This window comes from Photobacterium sp. J15 (assembly GCF_963870815.1).
Classification (GTDB): Bacteria; Pseudomonadota; Gammaproteobacteria; order Enterobacterales; family Vibrionaceae; genus Photobacterium; species Photobacterium marinum.
In genome coordinates this window covers 22,967-47,173 of record NZ_CAWMUI010000003.1, presented here as the reverse complement: position 1 = coordinate 47,173, position 24,207 = coordinate 22,967, and the positions used below count along the sequence as shown (strand labels likewise).

General features: G+C 43.0%; 22 protein-coding genes. 11 read left to right on the top strand and 11 right to left on the bottom strand.

All coding sequences use genetic code 11. The features are described from left to right. Window positions 1-39: 39 nt before the first annotated feature. Window positions 40-759: a methyltransferase family protein gene (locus tag AACQ93_RS25110; protein ID WP_064609827.1), complete on the bottom strand. Its 720-nt coding sequence runs from the start codon at window positions 757-759 to the stop codon at window positions 40-42. 649 nt (window positions 760-1,408) lie between these two features. On the opposite strand from AACQ93_RS25110, the gene AACQ93_RS25105 reads away from it, so the two are divergent. Beyond that, window positions 1,409-1,858 (top strand): OsmC family protein, encoded by a 450-nt coding sequence (locus AACQ93_RS25105; RefSeq protein ID WP_064609825.1) that lies wholly within the window; start codon window positions 1,409-1,411, stop codon window positions 1,856-1,858. A 721-nt stretch (window positions 1,859-2,579) separates the two neighbouring features. On the opposite strand, the gene tnpA is transcribed toward AACQ93_RS25105, so the two are convergent. The 5 genes from tnpA to AACQ93_RS25080 form a co-directional block, all read right to left on the bottom strand. Beyond that, a complete protein-coding gene (gene tnpA / locus AACQ93_RS25100) occupies window positions 2,580-3,017 on the bottom strand; it encodes an IS200/IS605 family transposase (protein ID WP_064609823.1) in 438 nt (145 codons plus the stop codon). Window positions 3,018-3,171: 154 nt separating this feature from the next. Next, window positions 3,172-4,236, bottom strand: a complete 1,065-nt coding sequence (locus AACQ93_RS25095) for a DUF6765 family protein (protein ID WP_064609821.1) — start codon at window positions 4,234-4,236, stop codon at window positions 3,172-3,174. A gap of 11 nt (window positions 4,237-4,247) precedes the next feature. Further along, a complete protein-coding gene (locus tag AACQ93_RS25090) occupies window positions 4,248-4,526 on the bottom strand; it encodes a hypothetical protein (RefSeq protein WP_064609820.1) in 279 nt (92 codons plus the stop codon). Then, window positions 4,523-5,308, bottom strand: coding sequence for a hypothetical protein (locus AACQ93_RS25085; protein WP_232323403.1), 786 nt, complete (start codon window positions 5,306-5,308; stop codon window positions 4,523-4,525). The genes AACQ93_RS25090 and AACQ93_RS25085 overlap by 4 nt, the downstream gene beginning before the upstream one ends. 369 nt (window positions 5,309-5,677) lie before the next feature. Next, window positions 5,678-5,839 carry a hypothetical protein gene (locus AACQ93_RS25080; protein ID WP_198160296.1) on the bottom strand — a complete coding sequence of 54 codons (162 nt, stop codon included), beginning with the start codon at window positions 5,837-5,839 and terminating at the stop codon, window positions 5,678-5,680. Window positions 5,840-6,026: 187 nt separating this feature from the next. Here AACQ93_RS25080 and AACQ93_RS25075 point away from each other — a divergent pair, with 187 nt between their 5' ends. After that, window positions 6,027-7,019 carry a WYL domain-containing protein gene (locus tag AACQ93_RS25075; RefSeq protein WP_084419528.1) on the top strand — a complete coding sequence of 331 codons (993 nt, stop codon included), beginning with the start codon at window positions 6,027-6,029 and terminating at the stop codon, window positions 7,017-7,019. Between the two features lie 289 nt (window positions 7,020-7,308). On the opposite strand, the gene mcrC is transcribed toward AACQ93_RS25075, so the two are convergent. Both mcrC and AACQ93_RS25065 read right to left on the bottom strand, forming a co-directional pair. Beyond that, window positions 7,309-8,430, bottom strand: coding sequence for a 5-methylcytosine-specific restriction endonuclease system specificity protein McrC (mcrC, locus tag AACQ93_RS25070; RefSeq protein ID WP_064609816.1), 1,122 nt, complete (start codon window positions 8,428-8,430; stop codon window positions 7,309-7,311). Next, window positions 8,430-10,862 (bottom strand): McrB family protein, encoded by a 2,433-nt coding sequence (locus AACQ93_RS25065; RefSeq protein WP_232323402.1) that lies wholly within the window; start codon window positions 10,860-10,862, stop codon window positions 8,430-8,432. The genes mcrC and AACQ93_RS25065 overlap by 1 nt, the downstream gene beginning before the upstream one ends. A gap of 483 nt (window positions 10,863-11,345) precedes the next feature. Here AACQ93_RS25065 and AACQ93_RS25060 point away from each other — a divergent pair, with 483 nt between their 5' ends. From AACQ93_RS25060 to map, 3 genes are all read left to right on the top strand, one after another. Further along, on the top strand, window positions 11,346-12,506 hold the full coding sequence (locus AACQ93_RS25060; RefSeq protein WP_064609815.1) for an MrcB family domain-containing protein: 1,161 nt from the start codon (window positions 11,346-11,348) through the stop codon (window positions 12,504-12,506). Window positions 12,507-12,622: 116 nt separating this feature from the next. Further along, complete coding sequence (locus AACQ93_RS25055) at window positions 12,623-12,850, top strand: ParD-like family protein (RefSeq protein WP_064609813.1); 228 nt, start codon at window positions 12,623-12,625, stop codon at window positions 12,848-12,850. Then, a complete protein-coding gene (gene map / locus AACQ93_RS25050) occupies window positions 12,840-13,625 on the top strand; it encodes a type I methionyl aminopeptidase (RefSeq protein WP_064609811.1) in 786 nt (261 codons plus the stop codon). The genes AACQ93_RS25055 and map overlap by 11 nt, the downstream gene beginning before the upstream one ends. Window positions 13,626-13,906: 281 nt before the next feature. On the opposite strand, the gene thrS is transcribed toward map, so the two are convergent. After that, window positions 13,907-15,106: a threonine--tRNA ligase gene (thrS, locus tag AACQ93_RS25045; protein ID WP_064609810.1), complete on the bottom strand. Its 1,200-nt coding sequence runs from the start codon at window positions 15,104-15,106 to the stop codon at window positions 13,907-13,909. Window positions 15,107-15,877: 771 nt separating this feature from the next. Here thrS and AACQ93_RS25040 point away from each other — a divergent pair. After that, window positions 15,878-16,216, top strand: coding sequence for a hypothetical protein (locus AACQ93_RS25040; RefSeq protein ID WP_064609808.1), 339 nt, complete (start codon window positions 15,878-15,880; stop codon window positions 16,214-16,216). Window positions 16,217-16,837: 621 nt separating this feature from the next. On the opposite strand, the gene hxpB is transcribed toward AACQ93_RS25040, so the two are convergent. Continuing rightward, window positions 16,838-17,491, bottom strand: a complete 654-nt coding sequence (gene hxpB, locus AACQ93_RS25035; RefSeq protein ID WP_064609929.1) for a hexitol phosphatase HxpB — start codon at window positions 17,489-17,491, stop codon at window positions 16,838-16,840. Between the two features lie 546 nt (window positions 17,492-18,037). Between hxpB and AACQ93_RS25030 the strand changes: the two genes are divergently transcribed. From AACQ93_RS25030 to AACQ93_RS25020, 3 genes are all read left to right on the top strand, one after another. Beyond that, window positions 18,038-18,979, top strand: a complete 942-nt coding sequence (locus AACQ93_RS25030) for a sugar-binding transcriptional regulator (protein WP_064609806.1) — start codon at window positions 18,038-18,040, stop codon at window positions 18,977-18,979. Window positions 18,980-19,685: 706 nt separating this feature from the next. After that, window positions 19,686-20,342, top strand: a complete 657-nt coding sequence (locus tag AACQ93_RS25025; protein WP_064609804.1) for a S24 family peptidase — start codon at window positions 19,686-19,688, stop codon at window positions 20,340-20,342. Then, a complete protein-coding gene (locus tag AACQ93_RS25020) occupies window positions 20,330-21,598 on the top strand; it encodes a Y-family DNA polymerase (protein ID WP_064609802.1) in 1,269 nt (422 codons plus the stop codon). Before AACQ93_RS25025 ends, AACQ93_RS25020 begins: the two co-directional genes overlap by 13 nt. A gap of 152 nt (window positions 21,599-21,750) precedes the next feature. On the opposite strand, the gene AACQ93_RS25015 is transcribed toward AACQ93_RS25020, so the two are convergent. Then, entirely contained in the window at window positions 21,751-22,671 is a 921-nt protein-coding gene (locus tag AACQ93_RS25015; RefSeq protein ID WP_007468055.1) for a LysR family transcriptional regulator, read from the bottom strand. 121 nt (window positions 22,672-22,792) lie between these two features. Between AACQ93_RS25015 and AACQ93_RS25010 the strand changes: the two genes are divergently transcribed. Both AACQ93_RS25010 and AACQ93_RS25005 read left to right on the top strand, forming a co-directional pair. Continuing rightward, on the top strand, window positions 22,793-23,461 hold the full coding sequence (locus AACQ93_RS25010) for an SDR family oxidoreductase (protein WP_064609800.1): 669 nt from the start codon (window positions 22,793-22,795) through the stop codon (window positions 23,459-23,461). A gap of 81 nt (window positions 23,462-23,542) precedes the next feature. Continuing rightward, window positions 23,543-24,067, top strand: coding sequence for an ester cyclase (locus tag AACQ93_RS25005; protein ID WP_064609798.1), 525 nt, complete (start codon window positions 23,543-23,545; stop codon window positions 24,065-24,067). Window positions 24,068-24,207: the final 140 nt, after the last annotated feature.

The window sequence follows — 24,207 nt, the reverse complement described above, 5'->3', positions numbered from 1 at the left end:
ACCTAATTCTCTGATCTGGGGCATCACCACTCAGGTCTCTCAGTATATCCCAGGAATCAACCGATAGCGCACGCGTCGCGCATAGTCTCGATAGCCCGGCAACTCTTTCTGTAAAGTCTGGTCTTCGAGTACGGTTCTAATCACCGCGATGATTAATGCCACCGCCGCAGGAATCAGTGTCCATACCGAACTCAGAGCAAGAACAATACCGAACAGTGCAAGAATATTTCCGGCATAACCCGGATGCCGCACAAACCGATATGGGCCACTATCACACACCACATGCCCTCGATCCGTCTGAATGTGCATCACGCTGGAGAAAAAGCGGTTCTCTACCAATGCCCATGCAGCGAAAGCGTATCCGAGCGAGATCAAAATGAAGCCAATTACAATAAGCCATAACGCAAATTTGGAGGACCAGTCATAGCGGTGGTCCAGCCCTGCCACAATGACCATAGGAAACCCGACACTCACAGCCATCAGTGGAGCAAGTACTCTGTCCCAGGTTTTTGCGTTTTGAATATTTGCAATATTTTGTCTTTCGGCTGTTAATCCGGGATGTCGTTGTTCCGCCCATATGCGCCCACCAATACCTGCAGCCAAGATCAGCATGGAAAATAGCCACGCCTGCCACCAACCGAGGTCCCCACCGCATATAAATAAAATCAGCGGGATTAAGAGATACACCACAACTAATCTGATCCACTGACGGAGAGATACTGTCTGGGCTGCCTCTTTATTAACCGTCTTTGCTGACATGTCTTCCCCGAAATAGAATGGATTTGAGTGTGTACCTAACGCTCCGCTCAGGCGCCATCATCCAGAGTGGGATTAACCTGCACCCAACTTTCTAGCCCACTGATAGGTTAGCGCTTTAACCAACTAAACACATAATGAAGCATTAGATAATTTAGGCCAATTAACAGACAAGTCCATTGTAGAAAGAGATTACTCTAAATTGATAAAGAGCATCATCGTGCTAGATGAAGAGGCTGGCACAACGAGGGACACCAACGTATTAGTGCTTTATTTATTGGGCTTTCTGTTTACTCGCCTGTATTAACTCCCTATCTTATCCGAGGTTACAATGAAGGCAACGATACAGCTGCAGCTAACGATGATGCTAGATCATTGAACCGAGGGAGTCGACCAGATACGTTAAACCTTTGTATCAGCTATAACGTGTTGTTTTGCCAGTGTAAAATTTCAGTTCTCATGCAAGAGTGACGCAGGTCTAATGCTTAGTACATTTTTTTGCTAGATTGTATATAAAATTAATCACCCATGTAGGGCGATATATTCGGGGGGCTATTGGCAGAGACACTGTGCTGTTAAGTATAGGTATCCTATAGCCTGCTGCTTAAACGTACCTGATAACAATCTTTAACAACATAAATGGAGTTATATTGTGTCAGATTTGAAATTCAGTGTGGTTGGACATTCCGAATCGGCTACTCGCGTTGCCGTTAAGGCTCGTGATTTTACGCTGGTTGTCGATGAACCCATAGGGCTTGGCGGTCAGGACCTGGGGCCTAATCCAGTGGAATACGAGCTTGCTGCGCTTGTGGGGTGCATCAATGTTATGGGCCACATAATTGCGAAAGAGATGAGCTTTGGTATTAATAGTCTTAAAATTAAAGCATCAGGTCAGCTTAATCCCGACCGCTTGTTCGGTAAGGAAACAGCCGATCGGGCAGGCTATAAGAACATTGAGGTCGTTCTTGAGGTGGATGCAGATACAGATCAGGACACCTTGGATATCTGGATGAAAAAAATTGAGTCACGCTGTCCGGTATCCGATAACTTGACTAATACCACCCCGGTTACCCTTGCGCTCAAGGCGTTAGCTGTGGCTTAAGTTGGCTAGAAACTTTCTCAATTAAAATCAAAAGGTTCGTCGTCGCTTTTTCCTGAAAACCGCGATGAACCTTTAATTTATTGGTTATGGGTGTACACGGGGAACTAAGTCTTAAGCAACGTCATAATTGGGAAAAAATGAACATAGCTGACACTCTGCAACCTCCTTCACCCACGCATAAGCTCTGGTATCGAAAAATAGCATTAACAGCCTGTGAATGAGTTTCAGTTCTAAGTGATAATGGTGCAATTCCGAGTTACGATCCATAGAACACTCTAACTTTTTGCATTACTTCTAGTATCGCAACCATGCGGCCAGCCTACATGTGGCTAGTCTAGTTACTATGCCTCTTCAGTCAGGATAGACTGACTCAACGTTTGAAGGCATATCCACACTCTTTATCCTTTAGGGTTAGCGAATTGAACGCCATTCCTCCCCCAAAGCAGCACTTATTCTTTGGCCTGCATTCGTCAGCGTCACCTAGCGACAGTGATGAAATCATACGAAAAACCATTGAAGCCCTCAAAATAAGAAGCAAAGAAAACCAGCTAAATAACGGTTACTAACGATAACGTTGACACTCAACTATCTCCCCTTCCCCATTAAAAAAACAGGACGCTCATCCAGCTAAGTCATTATCATACCGACATTTTTTAATAAAAATCCGCCTTCTTAGAAGGCGGTTTTAATATCAGCCCCCTAAAAGGGGGCGACGACGCTCTTAATTCTTTAACAACTCTAACTGTTGCTCATGCTCAAGCTCTTTTTTGTCTTGGTGCCTCACATATCTTCTAATGATTTCTTCATTAACTCCAACGGTGTCGACAAAGTATCCTCTCGCCCAAAAATGATTTCCCCATAACTTCTTTCTGATGTGCGGAAATTTATTAAAAAGCCGTATTGCCGTTCGGCCTTTCAATACACCCATCAAAGTTGAAATCGATACCTTTGGAGGGATTACCGCAACAAGATGAACATGATCAGGCTGGATATTTAGCTCCAAAACCTCGCAATCCTTCATGTTGCAGAGAATGTATATTGAACGATAAAGCTCTTTACCTACATTCCCTTTCAAAATCTTAAATCGGTATTTGGTCGTCCAAACAATATGATATTTACAACGCCAGTAAACATGTGATGAACTTCGATAATCGCCCATGTTAGTTGATCCCTCTTACTTGTGGTGAATAAGAGTTTTTCTTCTAACATGGGCACTTCTACGGGCAATATCCCTAGGAGCAATCACCACCGCCATAGGCGGTGGTTTAGGGATGACAGCCAAGGGGCTGCACCATAATGGCGCAGCCTATTAATTAGCTTACCATCAGTCCATGCTGTGGTAACAGTTCCCGCAATACATACCAACGATGGTAAGACGCTGCTTGATAGTATTGGAATATAGGATGTGAAATCGCTTCTTTGCTTGACCGGCACTCAAGCGCCTCAAAACCTTCATTCCAGTCTTTATATTCTGGTATATTTTCCGCCACATTAAGCAACTCTCCATATTTAGCTTCGTGTTGCCAACGTTTGCATCGGGCATCACCTTTCGCCTGGTATTGCAATATGGCCACCACTTTGGGCTCCAACTGATTCCAGGTCTGCTGCTGTGAAACGTCAAACCAATCAGGGTTTTTGCTCGCAATTTGAGTAAAATATGCATGGATGTTTTTGCAATACTCAGCAAACGTTGTGACATTGTCACGCCAACCGGAGTCACCGCTTAACGTATAGTCAAAACGCCATTGCAGATATGGTCGATCAGGAAAAGTGACAACCCCTCCATGTCCAAGCGCATTAGACACCTCCTGTGCCACCGATGATTTAATATTTCGAATCAGTGGATTAAACATATCCCATACGTTGTTCTTTTTCGTTACGATGTAGTCTTTGATGCCACCATCTAATCCAATGAATTCAAAAGAGTATTTATCTACACGATTGCGCCGTGAGCTCACTCCTGAAAAGCCATAATGAGCAAAGGTGTCAGCATATACGTGCGCCATTATCCCTACCAGGGACAAATAATAAGGCTTCTCAGATTGTGCAAGATGGTTGGCACACATTTGCCGAGCAATCACGCTGTCTTTCCGACAAATAAGCCGTTCCGTAAATGAATTACCCTCATTACCGGGTAAAAAGTGAAACGGAACCCATACCTCACGCTGATCCTTAGGGTCCAGGTTCTCAAACGCCGTTGTATGATGCGCAGTGGCTTCCACCTGACAGCTAGACGCATCCCCTAATTCGATCCCAGTTTGATGAGCATTGTCATCGACGAATTGCGCGGAAGTAGCGATAACGCGCGAAGCCTCACGTGAAAGACCAGCCGCACGAGCAATACAGTAAGTACCGTAATAGTGCATATCAATTTGCATTACCGTTCTCCTTACATCGCGCGTTTAGCGGCAGAAAGCATATCCTGGGTTAGTTCCCAGGCTTCATCCCCGAGCTGGCGGATATTATCCTCAAGCTCAGCGACACTTAAGTTACGTGAAGAGGCAGACTGAATAACCTGAACCAACGCTTGATACTTTTCGTTGTTTTGGATGGCAGGGCTCAGGTGAACCAAGTCAAAGTTTGTGTTTAGCAGGAGCTGCCCCTCTCGTTCACCAAGCTGCTGATTTGCATGGGCTACAGATTTTTTGATTCGGTCTCGCATACTCATAACACTTTCTCCATAACGGGCTGGGCTTTTTCATCGAGTTCACGAACTTTCTCTAACCCTTGTTCTGCCTTGTCCGATAACTCACTAAGTTGTTGGTTGATTTGACTTCGAAGCTGTTCAAGATCAACACGTTCAAGTAACTGGTTCTGCACATCCTGAACCTGACGAATACTGTTGAGGTGAGCAGTGATGGTTTGATTTCCAAGCATCAGCATTGCGAAGCTCTGCCGAATATCTGAAATCATTTTTGCTTCTGCTTGCTCGAGTGGCAAAAGTAACTCACGACGTTTAATTTCAATTTCTTCAGTAGCAACCAGAGCCCATTCTTTAATACCATTTAGCTGAGCCATTCGATTGGGCTGTGAGGTTTTAACAAAGTCATCGATTTTCCCGTCATAAACAACTTTGCCTTGCGCCATTTCAATTAGCATCCCCTGTGAAATCCAGTCCTCAAGCATTGTTGGGACCCATTCTCTGTACAGGTACTCTTCTCGCTGTCGCTTTAGAACAGCAATGTGCTGTTGGACCAAGTCCATATATGCACGCTCTACGTGCGTCATGTCTTGCTCCATTTTGTAGGAAAGCTCAACTACTTCTTTAGGTACAGTTGCAGAACAAGCTGACAATAGTAACGAAATGCTGAGTAAAACCACTGTTTTCATCCAGCGTTTACGTTGGATGAATGGGGGGCAGAAAGGTGAGTTGATATTGGATACATTGATTACACACACAGATGAGGTGCTACCGTTCTCCACGATCAACCGATGTACAGAATCGGACATTATTATACCTTCTATTTCGGCGGACAGAGTCGTCCGCCATACTTCAAATTCAATTAACGTGGATACGAGCGTTTGTGCTTGCAGACGTATTCGAGGCGGCCGAAGCGGCGACGCACATACGCACAAACATCAACGAGTTTTGGTCGAATACTCATGTGAGATTCCTCCATCTTGCATAACAAAGAGGGAACTCTACGATTGAAGTGAAGGCTATAGAAAGGTACTATCGCAATTGTCACCGAGCGATTAGGTTTCTAAGCAGACCTGAGACCTCTTAGTGTTGGGTCTTGTAATCGTCCACGGCTAATGGTCGAGTACAGTTCACTTCACTGTAAAAAGGCACTTTTAGTATTTACTGAAAGTGCCTTTTTATTCCTTTGAGACACCTTTAAACGGTTTCTTGTCGCTTTTTACGTCCATAAAACGTCCTGTTTCAGCATCTCTTTTTACCCAGTTCCCTGCCCCAGTCTGAGTTTGAGAACGGTTTTTCACCGCACCTTTACGGTAATCATTACCTGTATTTTTTGCCATTTGAAATCCTCATTAACCTCGAGCAAACCATACGCTCTTCAACAAGATCACTTTACCATCATTGTGGTCACTAGATCAACAGCACTTATAAAAAGAAGACGAAGACTTCATATTTAGACGACGAAATGTGGATAAATTGTAAACTTTTACATATGATGTTTATGATGTCCAACGTGAGAAAATGATAATGCTGAACTACGATGAACTAAAAACTGAACATAAAAACAATGCAGATCGTTTTGCTTACATAGACTTCATGTTGCGTTTCACTGGCACTGTAAGACGTTCAGAAATAGGTACCCAGTTTAACCTGTCTGATGCAGCAGCCTCGAAAGTCTTAAAAGCTTATAACGACGTATGTCCCAACAATATGAGATACGATCATTCCATACGAGCCAATTCTTTAAGTCCAGATTACGAGCCGCTACTTGAGTGGGGAGCAGAAGTTGCTCTTGGCATGCTAGCAAACGGATTTAACAAAAATAAGCTTTCTGAACCTGCTCGAACTGTCATTCCATACGAGAAAATCACATCACTCCCTGACCAAATGAAAACAGAAACCGTCGCAGCCATAACTCGTGCTATTAGTGGTGGCTATTCTGTGCATTGCGAATACTACTCAAAAAGTGGAAAAGGACTTTCAGACAGGGAGTTGGTACCACTCGAAATATTAAATGATGGTGAATTTTGGATGTTTAGAGCCTACGACCGCTCAGAGAACTCCTCTAGTCGAAGTAAATTCAAGTTTTTTAACTTTGCCAGAGTTCTCTCACTAGCAGAGAACTCATACGAAAGTACGTCGAAAAGAAAAGAGCACGAAAACATCAAATACGACGTCGATTGGAATCTAGAAATACCATTAGATCTAAAATTACATGAAGACAGGTGTGAAAAAGAGCGAGAGGAAATCCGCATCGATTTTGGCCTGAGTAGCGGCGTAGACCAGTTATTTATATTAAAAAGAGCTGCATTTTTGTGGATACTTAAAAACAAATGGAGCATTGATACCCGAACTACAGAGCAAATAGCAACAGAGAACAAACGTCTTGAAAAAGTTAACAAACAACTTGGAGAAAATTACATAAGTAACAACAAAAAAGATTACAAGTTTAGGCTCTGTAACCTCGAGATGATAGAGATGCTGCTCGAACAGAACAATAGCTATATCAAACTCAGATAGGCATAAAGTGCATCAGGTCAAATACAGATAAATTCAAATACCTACATGCCAGAATGACTGACACTTAGCCTCCGGCTAAAGAAAGGAGCTCATTTAATTGTTACAAGCATCGGCTTTCCTCTCCAAAGTAGCAAGCTGAGTCAGCGAAGAACCCGCTGACTCAGCAACGGAAAAGCATGCCAGCTAAATTCTGGCTTTGTTATCTATAAATGACTGCAGATATTGACAGAGTCAATTAACAATCTGTTCTGATTAGCTTCCAGAGCTGCCCCTCAAAGAGGGCTGTCGTTCAATGCGTAAAAGTCTTTTGGATAAGTATCTGTAAACGCTCTCTAATTGATGTTGCAGACTCTCCCAAATTCACTGTAAAAAACCATATAGGGTGCCCCTGAATATTCACCATCTCGGCAATGTCTCCATCTACAGAGGGGTGAAGCAGCATGCCAGTACTAGTCAGAGACTTTTCATTTTGTGTGTTTTCCTGGCTCCGCAAATAAGCATACATCTGATAGATGTAACTACTCCGAAGCGTATCTTCCCGATACCAGCCTTTTACCGTCAACGAATTAAATTTCGTATCTATAACTAACCTCTCGCCAGTTGCACGCTGATCAACAATGATGTCAGTTTTCATACCAGGAAGAATTCTGTCTATCCCTTCACTTTTTTCTGAGATTTGCCAGTCAAATTGTTTACCAGCCAACACTTGCCACTCACGTTTATCCAAAGCAACGGCATAAAAGCCCGCAATTGCTTTTTCAAATAATTTTCGGAGCCATCCCACCTGCTTATCCGGAGTGGTCAAATGAAACTGACCGTCAAATTCTGTTGGCAGAGACAAAGCAAAAGCCAGGTCAGCAGCTGCTACCATCTTTTGATCTCCTACATCATGACGGCCAAATCTTTCGGATTTTCCGGAGTAATTAGTCGGCTTCAGCTTACTTACACCCAGACGTTCCATTCTCAGAGTCAGACTTCTGCACTTATTTGCCAGGGCTGATTTAATCCCCAGCTTCGCTACAGACTCCAGAGCTGCTCTTACATAACGGTTACGTGAGGTATCAACAGTCAGCTCATCAAAACGACAACGAACCTTTCCTTTTTCAAGTAATCGCCGACGTTCAGTGGTTAGTGTATCTATCCTTCCCCGAACTCGACTCAGTTCCGCAACTTTTGATTCATAGCCATAGCTCAGATTCCGCATCATACGTTCTTCAACCTGATGACACAGAATCTCTGCGACAAGGTCTGCTATTTCTTCCGGATTATTCTCAACATCAACTTTGCCTGAGCCAAGATGACGGTAAAGATCTGAGGCATATAGCATAAGCAACCACAGGTTACGGACAGGGATTTTCCCTAACCTTCTCGTGGTCTCTGCATGACTTTGATTTTGGGCTGAGGCTGGCATTAAATACCTTTTACCAAAGTATCCCGCGCTTTATTTGCGCGCTCTATATCGTCAAACCAATACTCTTCAAGAAGCGGTCCGATTTCATATTCAACAACTCCGTGAAACCAGGATGATGAGTCCTCTATTTTAGTGTTCAGCGGCGGGGTGACGTAACTGTGACCAATTTTGAACTGTGGACCCAGATTGCGATCATCAGATATCTCATTATTCAGGGAAACCAGTCGCTGTTCTATCATCTCCAGAAAGCCAATATCAATACCAGCCTTCTTATTTACCCAGTTACGCCACGATTGACCAAAGGCAGGTTTAAGGTCGAAAAACGCAAATCGTCGACGAAGCGCAAGATCTACCAGAGCCAGCGAGCGATCGGCAATATTCATTGTTCCGATAACGTACAGATTTGCCGGAATATGAATCCTCTCACCTTCAGATCTCCGATAACTCAGCTCAAGTGCTTCACCGGGAGTACGTTTATCTGTTTCTAATAACGTGAGCATTTCACCAAAAATCTGAGCCGGGTTTCCCCGGTTAATTTCTTCGATAACCACAACATGCTTAGTGCCGGCATCCTGCTTAGCCTGATTTATCATCTCTAAGAACGGACCATCTACAAGTGTAAGCTTACCCTCTCCAGATGGCCGCCACCCGCGCACAAAGTCTTCGTATGTTAAGTTGGGATGAAACTGAACCGCACGAAGGGAGTTTTCGTTTTTTTCTCCCATCAGCGCATAGGCCAGTTTTTTGGCCAGCCAGGTTTTTCCGGTTCCCGGAGGTCCCTGCAGAATAAGGTTCTTCTTGTGACGAAGCTGAGCAATAATTTTTGAGATACTTTCACGATCAAGAAAACATCCGTCAGAAATAATATCACTGACTGTGTAAGACTCTACAGGAGCTGGCGGCACCACTGTATCATCCTGCTCACCTGTGTCTTCATCCGGATCGGCGGTTGTATCAGTATCCCTGAACACCCAGGCAGCCAAAGATAATTCCGGGAACGAGTGAACCGGGTAAGCATCTTCCCGGAACCGTGTTTCCAGGTCATCAATCAATCCCAAGTACTCTTTCGCACCAGAACGGCCGTTCTCCCCGTTTTTTCCTACTTCCAGGCCCAATTTTTTTGTGATGTAAGTTTGGGACTGACCGTCAAGTGTCAGATACTTCCAGGGGCGAATCCAATAAAGCCCCATAGAAAGATTCCAGCCTGTTCCCCAACATTTAGCTGCGGAATCATAAGCTGCAGAAAGTGCTTCTGCGGAATCGGCGTCAGGGGTGTTTGCATGCTCTATGGCTGTCGCGAATAGCTCCCATAAGGTATCAATATCATAGTCACCCCGACGATATTTGTAACCGAAGAACCAGGATCGCTGGTTGTTAACAACAGGAATACCTTCAAAGGAATTAGGCACAGAAGCCTCTACTCCTAAAAACGAAGCAAGCTCACGTGCGATAGCTATACGATTGGTATCAGTAAGACCTCTGTTGAACAAACCAAAAACCGTGAACGGACAAATGTCACCTAACGGCTCTTTAACCCCCTCCTCCGGCTGGTCCTGAAGAACTGAAATACAATCAATTTTATTGGCCAAATCACGAATCGCAGCAATTAAAGGAGTTCGATCGGCTTTATACGTTAACAGCCTGTCTGCAAACTCTTCGTAAAACTGAGTCCACTTAAACCGTTGCCTGTCTGCGGGAGTATCACCGAACCGCTCTTTCCAGTATGGTGCGTTACGAAAGCGGTCAATATCCTGCGGTTTATTATTGAATGTAAAATCAATAAGACCTTCGGTCATCCAGTCATCAGATGAGACACGCCAGATAGTGATCCGGTTGGTATAGAAATACCACTCTTTAACCGGGTCAAAACGAGGTTCCCATTCGACATCGACAAACTGACCGTCACCGTGGTTACGCCTGATAATACCAACAGCCTTGATACCCATAACAGAAACGGTCTGACCTTTATTATTAAAGGACAACCTGTGTTTACGTGTATAAGATGACTTAATGGCAATTCTGTCCCCCGGCTGCATTGAGCGAACGACATCCAAATACTTATCCTGATAGCCGTTTTGCCAAATTCCCTGTTTTAAAAATCTCTCAGTTTGATCTTCGCTGCCTTTACCGTAAGACGCACCGACAAACCAGCAATATGGAATAGGGTCTTGAGGTGAGGTTTCATCGAATAGCTGAATCAATTTTCCGACGGCAGCACTGGGGGTTTCGTCAGAATTAATATCAAACTGATATAAATCCCCGCCTTCAAGCAGCCTTGTATAAAGATCATCCAGCTCTGCACGGTTTAGCGAGTACGGGGTTGTATTCACTTCTTTACCTAAACTTGCTATTGCCTGAGCATAGGCATCACTGGTCGCAGACTGCTCTGTTGTCCGTAACACAAAGTCTTTATATTTGTCTTCATCAGTCAAAATAAACTAATCCTTATTTGCTCCCCCATGAAGCCAATCATTTGTTTACACTAGCCTTAACCCACAGATTTGGCACAAATAAAATCAGGAGGTAAATCAATGAATCACATGATGATGCATTAGGTTTACCTAGTCAAATAGTGGACGAATAAGTTATGAAGAGTGGCTACCCTAACTTAAAAATGGCATAAACGTGTCAGTGTTTTTACTAATTTAGTAACTAATGATTTATCTCCGTTATGGGTAACCTCTCTTTCTGTGACCAGGTTTTCTACTTCGCTAAAGGCGAAAACCAATCTTTCATTACAGAACAAATGGGCCACACAAACACAATGATGCCTAGGCTTGTCTACAAGAAGGTCATAGAATCACACCGGCATGAGCAGGTGGATATGTTGAATAGGGTAATTTCTTCGAGTAACTGATTGATTTTGATAAAATCAATCCTCATATATTCATTAGGTTGATCATATGAGATTCAAGATGCTTAAAGAATTAATTCGTGAATTTACTGCTGTGTGGCCTTCTGAATCAGTGAAGGCGAAAGCGGAACACGCTGAGTTCAAAGAATACAACAAAATCATTGATGCTCAAGCTAAGGCTGGAATCTTAGAAGGCACTTACAATCAACATAAAAAAACTTATCCATTTAAAGAGTTAGAAATTTCTAAGTTATTAACTAAGCAAATTCCAGAGTCTATCTATTCAAACGTCAAACTTTCAAAGGATAAGTTCAAAGTTACTGGATCAATTGGTCAAGGCGGTATTGCTGATATCCCTTGGATCTGCATTTTCGATTTGGATATTACCTCTACAGCATCAAATGGCTATTACATTGTTTACTTGTTTGATGCCCAATTAGAAAATCTTTACTTATGTCTTGGCCAAGGGTGGACTCAATATGAGACAGCTTTTGGTGTTACCGAAGGAAGATTCAGAATTGGCAATGCTGTAAACGCAATACGAGACCAACTAATACTTCCTCAAAGCTTTTCACATACAACGATTGATCTAACTTCGACTGGGGGTTTAGCCAAAGGCTACAGAGATGGTGTTATTTTCAGTAAGAAATATCACCTTAGCTCCCTACCTGATGATCACACTTTAATCAACGACCTAAATGTCGTTCTTAAGTCATACCATGAATTAAAGTCGCTAATTGGTTTGAATATTATGGACTTCGATATCTTCGTTAAAGAAGAATCCTTCCAAAATCAAATTCAGGACTCTGCGCCTAAAACGCCAAAAGGGAAAATAAAACGGAAGAAAAAAATAAGAACTCACCTCAAAGAAACCTACGTCCGCTGCATTGGCCCTTCTGCAGATGCAATAAAAAATGCTAACTACAAGTGTGAAAATGACGAGAATCACACAACATTCATTTCAGCTGCATCTGGAAGGCAATATGTAGAAGCACACCATCTGATACCAATGGAGTTTCAAGATGACTTTGAATACAGCATCGATGTGCCAGAAAACATCATCAGTTTGTGCCCAACTTGTCATAGGTTGTTTCATCATGCTGCCGCTGAAGCGAAGGAAGATATTCTTGGGAAGTTCTTTGATAAAAGAAGTATAGCGCTTTCAAACGAACGAGGTGTGAGTATCAATAAAGAAAAGCTTCTTGGGTACTACAAAATTTAGCTGTATTAGTTCAGACAAGCTCCGACAATTCAATGATGAGTAAATAAACGATTTGCTTGACTCACCAAGCACAAAAAATACAATACATATACACATCATATACAAAGCATATATTAATGGGTATTGTAAAAATATCAGATGAGCTTCATGAAGAAATAAGAAAAGCAAGCTCAGTTATGTCTCGCTCTATCAATTCACAAGCCGAATTTTGGATAAAAATTGGCATGCTGGCAGAACTCCACCCACAGCTCTCATTCAATCAAATTATCGCCGATCTTATGAAATCGGCAGAAGTGTCGGTTGCAAATGTAGCACTACCCGAAGGAGAGGATGATGAACAGTAATGTGAGTATAAAATCTACTGCTGAAATCGAACTGATGCGCAATTCCGGAAGGTTACTTGCTCAGGTTTTTCACATGCTGGATTCTTACATTAAGCCAGGCATATCAACGATGGATATCAATAACAAAGTTGATGATTTTATTGTTAACGACCTAAAAGCTCGGCCAGCCAGCAAGGGACAATATGATTATCAATATGTTTTAAATTCATCTATCAATGAAGTTGTATGTCATGGTGTACCCAAAGTAACCCAATTTCTAAAAAGCAAAGATATCATTAACTTAGATATCACTTTAGAGAAGGACGGCTTTATTGCTGATTCCAGCAAAATGTATGTCATGCCAGAAGCATCCCCTTTGGCGAAAAAACTGGTTGAGGTTACATATGACGCAATGTGGGCTGGGATCAAACAAGTAAAGCCTGGGGCCAAACTAGGAGATATTGGTCATGCTATTCAGCGTTATGCTGAGTCTCATGGTTACAGCATAGTAAGAGAATATTGTGGCCACGGTATTGGCCGAGAAATGCATGAAGAGCCGCAAATTCTCCATTACGGTACTCCAAACCAAGGCCTTGTTCTCAAGGAAGGAATGGCATTCACTATTGAGCCAATGGTTAATCAAGGCACAGCGAAAATCAAAACCAAAAAAGATGGTTGGACCGTAATTACTCGAGACAAGAAACTGTCTGCTCAGTCTGAGCACACTGTATTGGTAACAAGTTCTGGCTATGAAGTGCTCACGCTACGAGAAGAAGAACAATTGCCGACAAATTGAGACATCTCTTAGCATGCTGGAAAACAGTTATATTGAAAATCGTTAGCGCAGTTTAATTAAAGCAGCTAACGTTAGCTGTTAGTGAGTTATAAGGCTCACACCTAAACGGGGCAAGAACGACTTAGATGTAGATCATTAAGCCGCTCTTGTCTGTTTGCATAGGAAAATATCTGCGTATATCTGTTTGAAGCGTAAAACTAATCAGCCGTAAATTGCCACGCAGACAGCATTAAAGTAAAAACCAACACTGATGGACTATGCTTGGGTGCTAGTACCCCAAATTAACCTTCCCTATGATTTAGATTAGCTACTAGATAGTTTACTAAATCAGAAACAGGAACATGGGTAATCACACCATCTTTCCGACACTTGACCGAAACCATGTTTTCAGCCATTTCCTTATCGCCAACAGTTAGAATATAAGGCAATTTTTGTTTGTGAAAGCGTTTCATTTTTCGAGCTACAGAATGTTGGCTGACATCAACTAACACTGGAATATCTCGAGCCAAACATTGCGCTTCTAACTGACGAACAAATTCGCTGTTTGACTCATTGACTGAAGCAATAGCAACGGGAACCGGATGTAACCAGACAGGAAGGTTACCCTGTGACGCTTCCAGTAGAACACCTATCCAGCGCTCGATAGAACCATACATCGCTTGGTGCATAATCACTGGAGCCTCAACGTCCCCTTGTTCATTTATATACTTAACATCGAATCTTTCTGGCAAATTGAAATCGAACTGAATTGTTCCACACTGCCAACTTCTTCCCATTGAATCAGTAAGTGATAGCTCAATTTTCGGGCCATAGAAAGCCCCCTCACCAGGCTGGAATTCGGCGTTAAATCCCTCAATATGGCATGCTGAATCCAACAATTTTTGTGCTCGCAACCACTGTTCATTACTACCTAACGCCTTTTCCGGCTTAGTGGATACTTTTACCTCCAAATTATGGTAACCGTAATCGCCGTAAACCTGCTTTGCGCGTTGTAGAAAATGACAGATTTCCTCTTCTGCCTGAGACCAACGACAAAACACATGAGCATCATCCTGTGTGAATTGACGTGCGCGTAGGCAGCCATTTAACGATCCTGACGATTCATTGCGATGAACCAAGCCAAACTCAAATAACTTCAAAGGTAAATCTCTATGGCTGTGTACACCGCGCTTATACATCAAAATGTGAGCAGGACACGACATCGGTTTTAACACATAGCCATCCCGGTTTTCCTTCCCGCCACCGAAAAACATATTTTCAGCAAACATGTCTATGTGCCCAGATGTTTCCCATAACTCCTGCTTCATGAAAACAGGTGTATTTACTTCTTCAAAGCCACTTCGACGATAAACACGCCTCATGTGCTCTTGAATATATCTGAATAAGCGCCAACCATTAGGGTGCCAGAAAATCATTCCTGGAGCCTGAGGTTCAGAATGAAAAAGGTCTAATTGTTCTGCAATTTCGCGATGAGTTTTCATTTTTTTTTCCTATGTGAACTCTGAGCGAAATGCAAAGCCAAGGTATAAAAAAACCCTCTGGCGATTATCGCTCAGAGGGTTTTCTAAAGACGCAAAAAACTACCCCCCGAGTGATCTCGTGGTGGTAGTGGTGGTGTTAATTGCGTTTAAATAAATTCGATTCATAATTTATGATTATCAAATTAGTTAAACAACAGCAAGCTTTTTCAAAAAAGCCCCCCCTTAATTTGATAATTAGTGAGAAAGTAACGCTCGATAAAAAAGATCTCACCAAATGCTGGCGTACAAGGCGAAGAGCTTTGCTAATACAAAAAAAAGATGGGTAAACAGTTATCGAAAAAGTATTCCCGAGGAGCATACACCACACTCAGGGTTTGTTGCGCACACGTTGTGTCGATACAGGAACAACAAAACTGTCTACGCTCGCAGTCTGGCCAACCATTACCAGCCACAACTACTAATTCGTCAAAAAAACAGGGGGCAACCTTCAAGTTATGAAGGATAAAGATGGTAATAATTTTGAGTCTAACTAGGCAATACATACAAAAATAACTGCCGAGTTTGAACAAAATTTCAAACTCGGTGTATTAGGTAAGAAATCGATTGAGCTAGAGATGATTACCTACCTAATCATTGGACAAAAACGTGTTTCAAGTTGGCCTCGTGATTGTCTGGAAATGGCACAGAATTACCGCCTTTAGCAACTAAATCTCTACTACGTTCTCCCCTGATAGTGATAAAATCTCCGCATCAGAATTACCGAGAAACTCTATGTTTATCCATCATGTTAACGGCATCGACTGGCTGGTGATTACAGCTTTTGAAGAACTGAAAACTATATTTATCGAAGAAGCCGGTGCGATCCCCTTTTGCTTCTCTACCGACAGCGAATTGAACTTGATTGATCAAGCCAAGCGCACTTATGGATATTTGCCTACACTCAGCGGCGTAATCACCGATACCGGCACTTTTCAAAGCCAGGATAACGAAGAAGATTTGAACCCACAGCTTGCCTGCCTAGTTGAGGGGCGTGGTCGGGTGTTTATCTATCACGGCGGCTTTGTGGCTTTTGTGGATGACGAGCAAACCTTTATTACTCGAATGGACTGAAAATTATTCAGTAAGTTGAAATCGGCGAATTGGCATCCCTAGCCGTTCATCCGCAAGCGTTTCGTTTATTAACCGGGTGCGGATTGAATGGAGCCGGATCCTAGCTTCAGTAAAAAAGCAATGCAGCGGTTAACTGGCGAGCTGTATCCCATATAAGGAATGGGGCAATTCCGAGTTACGATCCATAGAACACTCTAACTTTTGCATTATTTCTAGTATCGCAACCATTCAGCCACCCTACATGTGGCTGGCCAAATTAACTACGCCGCTTCACCTGGCCTTAGTCACTCGAAGCATGAACTCAGAAATGAGCAATAAAAGCTTTAGCATAAAAAAGCAGAGTTTAAGCACAGGCATAAAGATAAGGGAGTGTCATTAAAGCTCGAATCTGTCTTTGAAAACACTAAATGGCAAGAGGATGAGATCACCAATCACCGACAACAGATGATTAGTAATTTTAACCGGTATCTTGAAACAGTGGAGAGTAAGACAAGCGCGCTGATCGGTGAGAAACACTGAATCGAAGAACACAATTTTGAATATCGTTTATTTTCAGGCTAGAGACCTAGCCTGAAAATACCAATGGAGTTGTGAACAATCAGTGAAACTGCCAGCCTAACTCTAACAAGCTAGCTCAGTATGGAATTTCACTGCACAATCTAAATTAACAAAACGCGCATCTGCTGTGACAAACCTTTCACTGTTACAATGCGGCGAGACCAAGTAGGTCGTCATGTTCGCACGCTTTGCAGCAGTCAATCCAGTAAAGCTGTCTTCAATTACTAAACAATCTGTGACATCAACCTTCAATTCACGAGCAGCCGACAGGTAGACATCCGGATGGGGTTTGCCATGCACTTCATCTTCAGCGCTGCAGATAACACTGAATTTGTCCCACAGATTCAGACGATCAAACACAGCTTTGACCACCACATGGTTAGATGAGGTGGCCAGCGCTATTTTTAACCCCTGATCAGCGAAATAGGTCAGTGCATCATAAACGCCGCACATCGCCTGACCGGTTTGTGTAATGTGGTTACATAGCTTCGTTAGAATCATGGTTTCTAATTTTGCCGCAGAGATGGTCAGTGAGTGCGCTTCACACCAAGTGCGCGCAATTTCATCAATCCGTTTTCCCATAGTTAACTGCTCGCAATCGTGCCGCGTAATCGTAACACCAAAGCTAGCTAGTGATTCCATCTGCGCATCTTGCCACAAAGGTTCAGAGTCAATGATCACACCATCCATATCAAAAATAATCGCTTTTTTATTCATACCTGCCTCAAACAATACAAGCAATAGTCGCTTTGCTTGTATTAGTTACTGTGTTTTCAAACCCAAGCTATTCGACCTTAATTAAATAGGTGAAGAAAAATCCAGCATATACGGCGCAATATAGGCAATAACTACACCTATCATGCTTAAGTGCGGCTGCGTGACGACTGCAATGGTTCGCGCCAAAAAGTTAGACAGACAGGCACGAGCTATACAACGAAATTGCCGAAAACAGCGCACCACTTCCATTCAACCTAGCTTTTCACCCATGATGCCCCAGAACAATGTGGAGCTACGTGTATTGGTTTTTCATTATGACTCCTCTTCTTATTAATTTCGGACACTCTACAAGAACATTAAATCAAATAAAGAGTTATAGATCACAATAGAGCAAAAGACCGAAAGTCAGTCTTTTGCTCTATTTTGTACAATTGATTCAACTTGCACTTATTACGAGTTAGAGAGAAGATACGTATTCAACATGTGTTGGAGTGCGGCGGAGTATTGCCAAAATCAACATAATAGATTGAATAAAAAGGAATATTCATGGTAAGAGACGATGATTTCAAAGCGGACCAGATGGTTAGAGCCGCCTGGATGTACTATATCTCAGGTCGCAATCAAACTGACATTGCCTCGGAGCTTGGTTTATCGCGACCAGTTGTTCAGCGTCTAATCGCGGCAGCGAAAGAAGAAGGCATAGTATCCATCGGCTTGCACCATCCCATTTCTACTTGCTTGGATTACGCGGAACTGCTCAAAGAAAAGTACCAATTGGTTGAATGTAATATCGTTCCAACCTCAAGAACTGATGAAACATTGGATAACGTCTCATTTGGCTGTTTTCAGTTGATGTCTAAGTATATGAAAAATCAACCGGAAAAGGTTATTGGTATCGGCTCTGGTCTGACGCTGAAAAAGGCCATCAACCGAATTGATTTTGAATCGCCTAACAGCAAGTGTGTGGCGCTGATAAGCGCAATGGGTATGGATGGACAGTGTAACTATTACGATGATGTACCGCTGATTCTGGCTCAAAAAATCCAAGCCAACTATTACCAGTTGCCTGTACCGCGTTACGCAGCTACGTCTGATGAGCACAAAATATGGACCAGTATGCGTGTATTCAAAGAGGTAGAGACCGTAGCTAATAACGCGAACGTCATTTTCATCGGTATCGGTTCACTGAGCAAAGCCAGCCCGATAATAAAAGACGGCTTCATTTCCTCCGACAAAGCTGATGAGCTCAATCAGCAAGGTGCAGTAGGCGAAATTCTTGGTCGCTTTATAAATGCAGAAGGTCAGGTGATTGATTGCATAAACAATACCTTTATCACCAGTTATGATATTCGCAACAATGAATGCTTACGTATAGGTGCAGCTTGTGGTGAAGATAAGCGCCCAGCTATCCTAGCTGCGCTGAGAGGGCACTGGATTAACGGCTTAGTAACTGATGAGACGACTGCTCGCTGGCTGTTAACTAGATAATATGACTATAGAGCGACTACTACATATTATGTTAAAAAATATGCCGTGTAGTCGCAGAAAAAAATCCAATGCAGTCACTCTCTTTTACACCGCGTGAAGGGGCTTCTATAAGCCATTTCCACTTGCCATCTACCTTCCAAAGTATTCATAAATAATTTTTCAGATTTCAACTAACCAATAACCTCCTAACGTTATCTATACACATATAATGTGTGCCTTTGCATACACATTCATTTTTTAATCAGTTATTTAGTTCGAAAGTAGGGGGCAAAATGCAACAAGTCGTCTTGATAGACACAATTGACTAAATCTACCTTCGGATAACTTTTGGTAGGGCATTCACACATTAACAAGATATAAATGAGTAATTAACTTAACGAACAGTGGGATATATACGAGCCAGGAAAAATCACCACTCGAAAACCAGATAAATACATCATGTGCTCGAGCATCAATTCGCAGCAATGTACTTAAGGTTTTACGAAGTAGATAGCGCCTTTTACAATTTCTAGCTCTTCTGCTTACTCTGCGTGTTGCCGCTTCAGCTTGGCGACTTCAGCTACTCACTTAGTTTTCAGCGGCTATTAAACTCCTGCAAAGCCAGCAATTCTGATGAATTACCGACCAAACGAAATAGCCTATGGTTGTCAGGATTCATCACTAGCGCTAACATGTACTGTATATATAAACAGTATCGGTACCTTCAATGTCTGGTTTCACCGGGTTTGAGAACCCAACAACTCCATATCGAGAAAAGCCACTGAATTTGGGTGATATTATCCTGCGCCCAGCATCTACGTTCATCTATCAAAAAGCTCATTCCGATACATCGGCCCTTGTTCGTAAAGATGACTGGGTGGTGGTTGATGCGTCCATGAAACCAGAATCGACGGATTTGGTCTTGGCTGAACAATATGGCGAGCAATCAATTGTACCTTTAGCCAAAATCCATAACATCCAATCAGAATTAACCGTGATAGGTACCGCCACAGCCATTATCCGTCACCACCGCCCTGCACCACCGCTACCTAAAGGTAAACTGCAGCAAGAACTTCATCCCGCACTTATTCCCATGCCGGCCGCCGCTTTTTTATCAAAAGCAAAAGGTTCACGGATGGCAGGTTTAGGTATAAGGGACAACTCATTGCTTATTGTCCGCCGTGATGTTGATTATCAGCAAGGTGATCTAGCGGTCGTCTATGCCGACAATGCATTTCAATGCCGCTTACTGAACTTATCAAATGGCACACTCGATGACGGGTTGGGTATCCAAACACCAATTACAGGACCACTGGCTATCGAAGGGGTTGTTACAGCTTCAATCTCGTTTCAGCGACAAGTGATCCCACAATGGCAGGCTTAATAGCCATCTTAGATGGTACCCGCTTCTATGCCTCCGCCAGTGGTATTTTGCACCCTGAATACCGCGAAAAGCCGGTAGTTGTCACAAGTGGTAACCAAGGAATTATTATTGCAGCGAACCGGCTTGCAACGGATAAGTGTGGCCTGAAAAAATTCAAGCCTGTATTTGAGTACAAAGACAAAATAGACACACTTGGCGTACAAGTACTTGAAGCCAACTTTAACCTGTTTGGATATCATTCAGAACAATTCCAATCCATAATCAAAAGCCATTTCCCAGAAAGCAGCAGTTACAGTGTCGACGAGGTGTTTTGCCAGATGCCTTGCCACATCCATGCGTTACATTATCTTCAAAAGGTTAGGCGCAATGTCTACAAGCTCACCCGCACCCCCATTGGTGCCGCTGCAAGTCACAACTGCACGCTGGCTAAAGTGGCAGCCTGGGCATCAAAGAAGCAACCGGGCTATAAAGGCCTGTGCGTACTAGAGTCACTCCCAGAGATCGACCGGATACTCTCAACAATGCCAGTTGGAGATTTATGGGGTGTCGGCCGGAGAATTGACGCCCGGTTAAAGCACATGGGTATTAATAAAGCCATTGAACTCAAACATGCCGATGTAAAAAAGATGAAAAAGGAGTTCGGCAAACCTATTACCTCATTGATTGCTGAACTGCATGGACAGCGAATCTTTAACTGGCGAAAGCCCGATGAACTACACATCAAAGACATGATCAGCAGCACCCGCAGCATCAAGGAACGACTGCATTGCGTCGAAGAATTACGACAGGCATTGGCGTACCATGTCCATGAAGTCTGTGCCAAGGCACGCAACCAACAGAGCAAAATCAAAACGATCCAGTTCTTCTGCCGAACATCACCTTACGATAATCAAAAATATTCTAGCGGTACATGCGTGAAACTGGATTATCCAAGCAGTGACACCGCAATGTTTTTGAAGTTACTCTCAGAGGCCATACCCAGACTGATACCACAGAAAGGAACCTGGATACCTTTATATAAGATAGGCGTCACCGCCCTTGAAGTGACCGATTCCAGGCATGATCAAGGCGACTTATTTGCCCCTATTGAAGACACGAGGAAAATGTCAGCGCTCGATAGCATTAACGCACTTTTTGGTAAAAACACACTATTCCTGGGCGCCAAAGGCACAGGAACCACAGGGGAAAGAATGGAGTCAGGCCAGCTCAAAAACCCTCACTCCCGATGGAGCGATGTACCCACTGTCTTTTGCTAAAAAGGAAAAGGAAGAGTTAACTAGAAGGCCATCACTCTATTCAGAGAAAAATCACTCGCAACAGCCGACCAGAGGCCTTCATCAGTGCGAATGTGCCAGGTATCGGGCGTTTAGATTAGAAAAAGTTACCGAAGCGACAATGAGGATTCGCGTTAACCGAACTTTGCAGCAAAACGTTCAATCAAGAAATCGAGGAACAAACGAAGTCGTTTCGGCTGATACTGACGGCTTAAGTATATTACGTTCAAGTTAGCCCCCGTAGAAGAAGTCGACGCGTTGAAATTCTTCATATAACCATTGAGCACCGTAACTAAGCGCTGCTGCTTGATATCCTCTTGTACGTCGAGAATCGACTTCAGCGCAATACCTGCCCCACCCAATGCCCATTGGCGAATGATCTCACCATCATCGGAGAAACGCTTTGGCACTACGGTAACCACATTATGTTGCTTTTCATCTTGGAAATGCCATGTTTTCAGCTCTTCATTGCTGCGCACCATGGCTAGGCAATCATGTTCTGCTAAATCTTGTGGTGTTATTGGCATGCCTTTCTTCGCCAAGTACTGAGGAGAAGCGCACAAGACACGTCGACTGGAAGCGAGCTTACGAGAGATAAGGTTGCTGTCTACCAACTCTCCGTAGCGGATTACGATATCTAGCCCCGACTCCGCCAAATTAGATAAGTTATCGTTCAAGTATAAGTAAGGTACCACATCTGGATATTGCTCACTAAACTCCGACAATATCGGTGAGATGTATTGTTTACCAATATCTCGAGGAGCGGAGATTTTTAACGTTCCGCGTACTTCTTTCGTTCCCGTTTGGAGCAGATTTTCCGTCTCTTTGACGCTGTCAATAATTTCCAGGCAAGCTCGATAATACATACTCCCAGTTTCTGTCAAAGAAATGTGCCTTGTACTGCGATGGAGCAACTTAATCCCATAGCGATCTTCCAGCGCTTGCAGTCTTGCCGTGACAGTTGCAGGAGATAAACCTAACTCTCTACCTGCTGCTGCTAAACCTTTATTCTTAACGATGCTGGCAAACATCGTCATATTAGAAAACTTGTCCACGGCCTCTCCTTTAACTTTATTATTCGGCTGAAGTGAAAAGTGAATTCGAATATTACCTAATTATCATACTCACTCAATTTAATATACTGGCTTCATAAAAACGACATTAGAGAAACAAGTTATGACAGCGGAGAAAACGTCTTACGTCGTATTAGGTGGCACATCAGGCATTGGTGCTGAACTTGCCAAACAACTAGAGAGTGAAGGCACCGTCGTGTACGTTGCCAGTCGCAAAACAGGATTAGACATCAGTGACGAACAATCGGTGTACCACTACTTCGAAACCATCGGTACCTTCGACCACCTAATCATAACAGCAGGCTCTTATGCGCCAGCAGGCAAAGTTGTAGATGTTGACGTCTCCCAAGCGAAACAGGCCTTTGATACCAAGTTCTGGGGTGCCATTAATGCCGCGAAACACGGCGCACGCTACATCAAGAAAGGCGGTTCAATCACTCTAACTTCAGGCATGTTGTCTCGCAAAGTCGTAGCCAACACCTACGTAAAAACAGCCATTAATGCCGCAATCGAAGCCACCACCAAAGTATTGGCAAAAGAGCTGGCTCCTATTCGTGTTAATGCCGTCAGCCCGGGGTTAACCAAAACCGAGGCCTACCAAGGCATGAATGAAGACGACAGAAAGGCCATGTATGAAAGCACTCGAAATAGCTTGCCCGTAGGAAAAGTCGGCGAAGCCAGTGAAGTGGCAAAAGCATACCTGCTTCTTATTCAAAATACATATATGACAGGTGCCGTGATTGACGTCGATGGTGGCGCTCTGCTTGGCTAGCGCTTGATTGATACCCTGTATCAATGCTTGCAAAAGCTTGGCGCCAATGGATTCAAGCTAAATAAAAAAAGAGACTCCCCCATGAAGAAAAATAAAATTTTAAATTCAATTCAGACCACAGCTATAGGTATCGCCATGTTAGTAGGTAGTACAGTTCAAGCTCATGAAATTACACCCGAAATTTTTGTCAGTGCCGTTCCATCAGCACATACAGAAGAAATTAAACAAGCAGCCATGAACTACGCCAAGTTTTGGGATACAGGCGACGAAATATATGCTCGTGAAGCTTTGTTTGAAAACTTTAAAGATATGACTCCGCCAGAAGGTAGAAAAGAAGGTGTTGAAGGTGTACTGGAAGCCTCTCAAAATTTCCGTAAAGCCGTACCTAATTTACATGTAGAAGTTGAGCATTTACTCATAACTGGAGACTTTGCAACGATTCGATACCGTTTTAAAGGCAACTTTAACGGCAGAATGGGCGATATTATAGGTCAAGGACAAGTTGTCGACTTTCCAGCGGTTGATATTTATGAAGTACATAACGGTAAGATCATAAAAAATTGGCATTTAGAAGACTATAATACTTTCTTTTCTCAAGTGAAATAATCTCAGCTATCAGCTCTTTTCATAATTGCCAACAAGATCTAGATAATATTCATGTTTAGGATGAGCTGCACTGTCAATTCCAGACAGTACATAAAGTAAACTTGTAAGCGTACTATTATCTCTAGGCACGCTTACACTAA

Coding starts and splice junctions, on each gene's coding strand:
- AACQ93_RS25040 (WP_064609808.1), top strand. CDS start 15,878: ATGTTTATCCATCATGTTAACGGCATCGACTGGCTGGTGATTACAGCT.
- AACQ93_RS25075 (WP_084419528.1), top strand. CDS start 6,027: ATGCTGAACTACGATGAACTAAAAACTGAACATAAAAACAATGCAGAT.
- AACQ93_RS25055 (WP_064609813.1), top strand. CDS start 12,623: ATGGGTATTGTAAAAATATCAGATGAGCTTCATGAAGAAATAAGAAAA.
- hxpB (WP_064609929.1), bottom strand. CDS start 17,491: ATGAATAAAAAAGCGATTATTTTTGATATGGATGGTGTGATCATTGAC.
- thrS (WP_064609810.1), bottom strand. CDS start 15,106: ATGAAAACTCATCGCGAAATTGCAGAACAATTAGACCTTTTTCATTCT.
- AACQ93_RS25010 (WP_064609800.1), top strand. CDS start 22,793: ATGACAGCGGAGAAAACGTCTTACGTCGTATTAGGTGGCACATCAGGC.
- AACQ93_RS25030 (WP_064609806.1), top strand. CDS start 18,038: ATGGTAAGAGACGATGATTTCAAAGCGGACCAGATGGTTAGAGCCGCC.
- map (WP_064609811.1), top strand. CDS start 12,840: ATGAACAGTAATGTGAGTATAAAATCTACTGCTGAAATCGAACTGATG.
- tnpA (WP_064609823.1), bottom strand. CDS start 3,017: ATGGGCGATTATCGAAGTTCATCACATGTTTACTGGCGTTGTAAATAT.
- AACQ93_RS25095 (WP_064609821.1), bottom strand. CDS start 4,236: ATGCAAATTGATATGCACTATTACGGTACTTACTGTATTGCTCGTGCG.
- AACQ93_RS25090 (WP_064609820.1), bottom strand. CDS start 4,526: ATGAGTATGCGAGACCGAATCAAAAAATCTGTAGCCCATGCAAATCAG.
- AACQ93_RS25025 (WP_064609804.1), top strand. CDS start 19,686: ATGTCTGGTTTCACCGGGTTTGAGAACCCAACAACTCCATATCGAGAA.
- AACQ93_RS25005 (WP_064609798.1), top strand. CDS start 23,543: ATGAAGAAAAATAAAATTTTAAATTCAATTCAGACCACAGCTATAGGT.
- AACQ93_RS25085 (WP_232323403.1), bottom strand. CDS start 5,308: ATGTCCGATTCTGTACATCGGTTGATCGTGGAGAACGGTAGCACCTCA.
- AACQ93_RS25060 (WP_064609815.1), top strand. CDS start 11,346: ATGCTTAAAGAATTAATTCGTGAATTTACTGCTGTGTGGCCTTCTGAA.
- mcrC (WP_064609816.1), bottom strand. CDS start 8,430: ATGCCAGCCTCAGCCCAAAATCAAAGTCATGCAGAGACCACGAGAAGG.
- AACQ93_RS25020 (WP_064609802.1), top strand. CDS start 20,330: ATGGCAGGCTTAATAGCCATCTTAGATGGTACCCGCTTCTATGCCTCC.
- AACQ93_RS25080 (WP_198160296.1), bottom strand. CDS start 5,839: ATGGCAAAAAATACAGGTAATGATTACCGTAAAGGTGCGGTGAAAAAC.
- AACQ93_RS25110 (WP_064609827.1), bottom strand. CDS start 759: ATGTCAGCAAAGACGGTTAATAAAGAGGCAGCCCAGACAGTATCTCTC.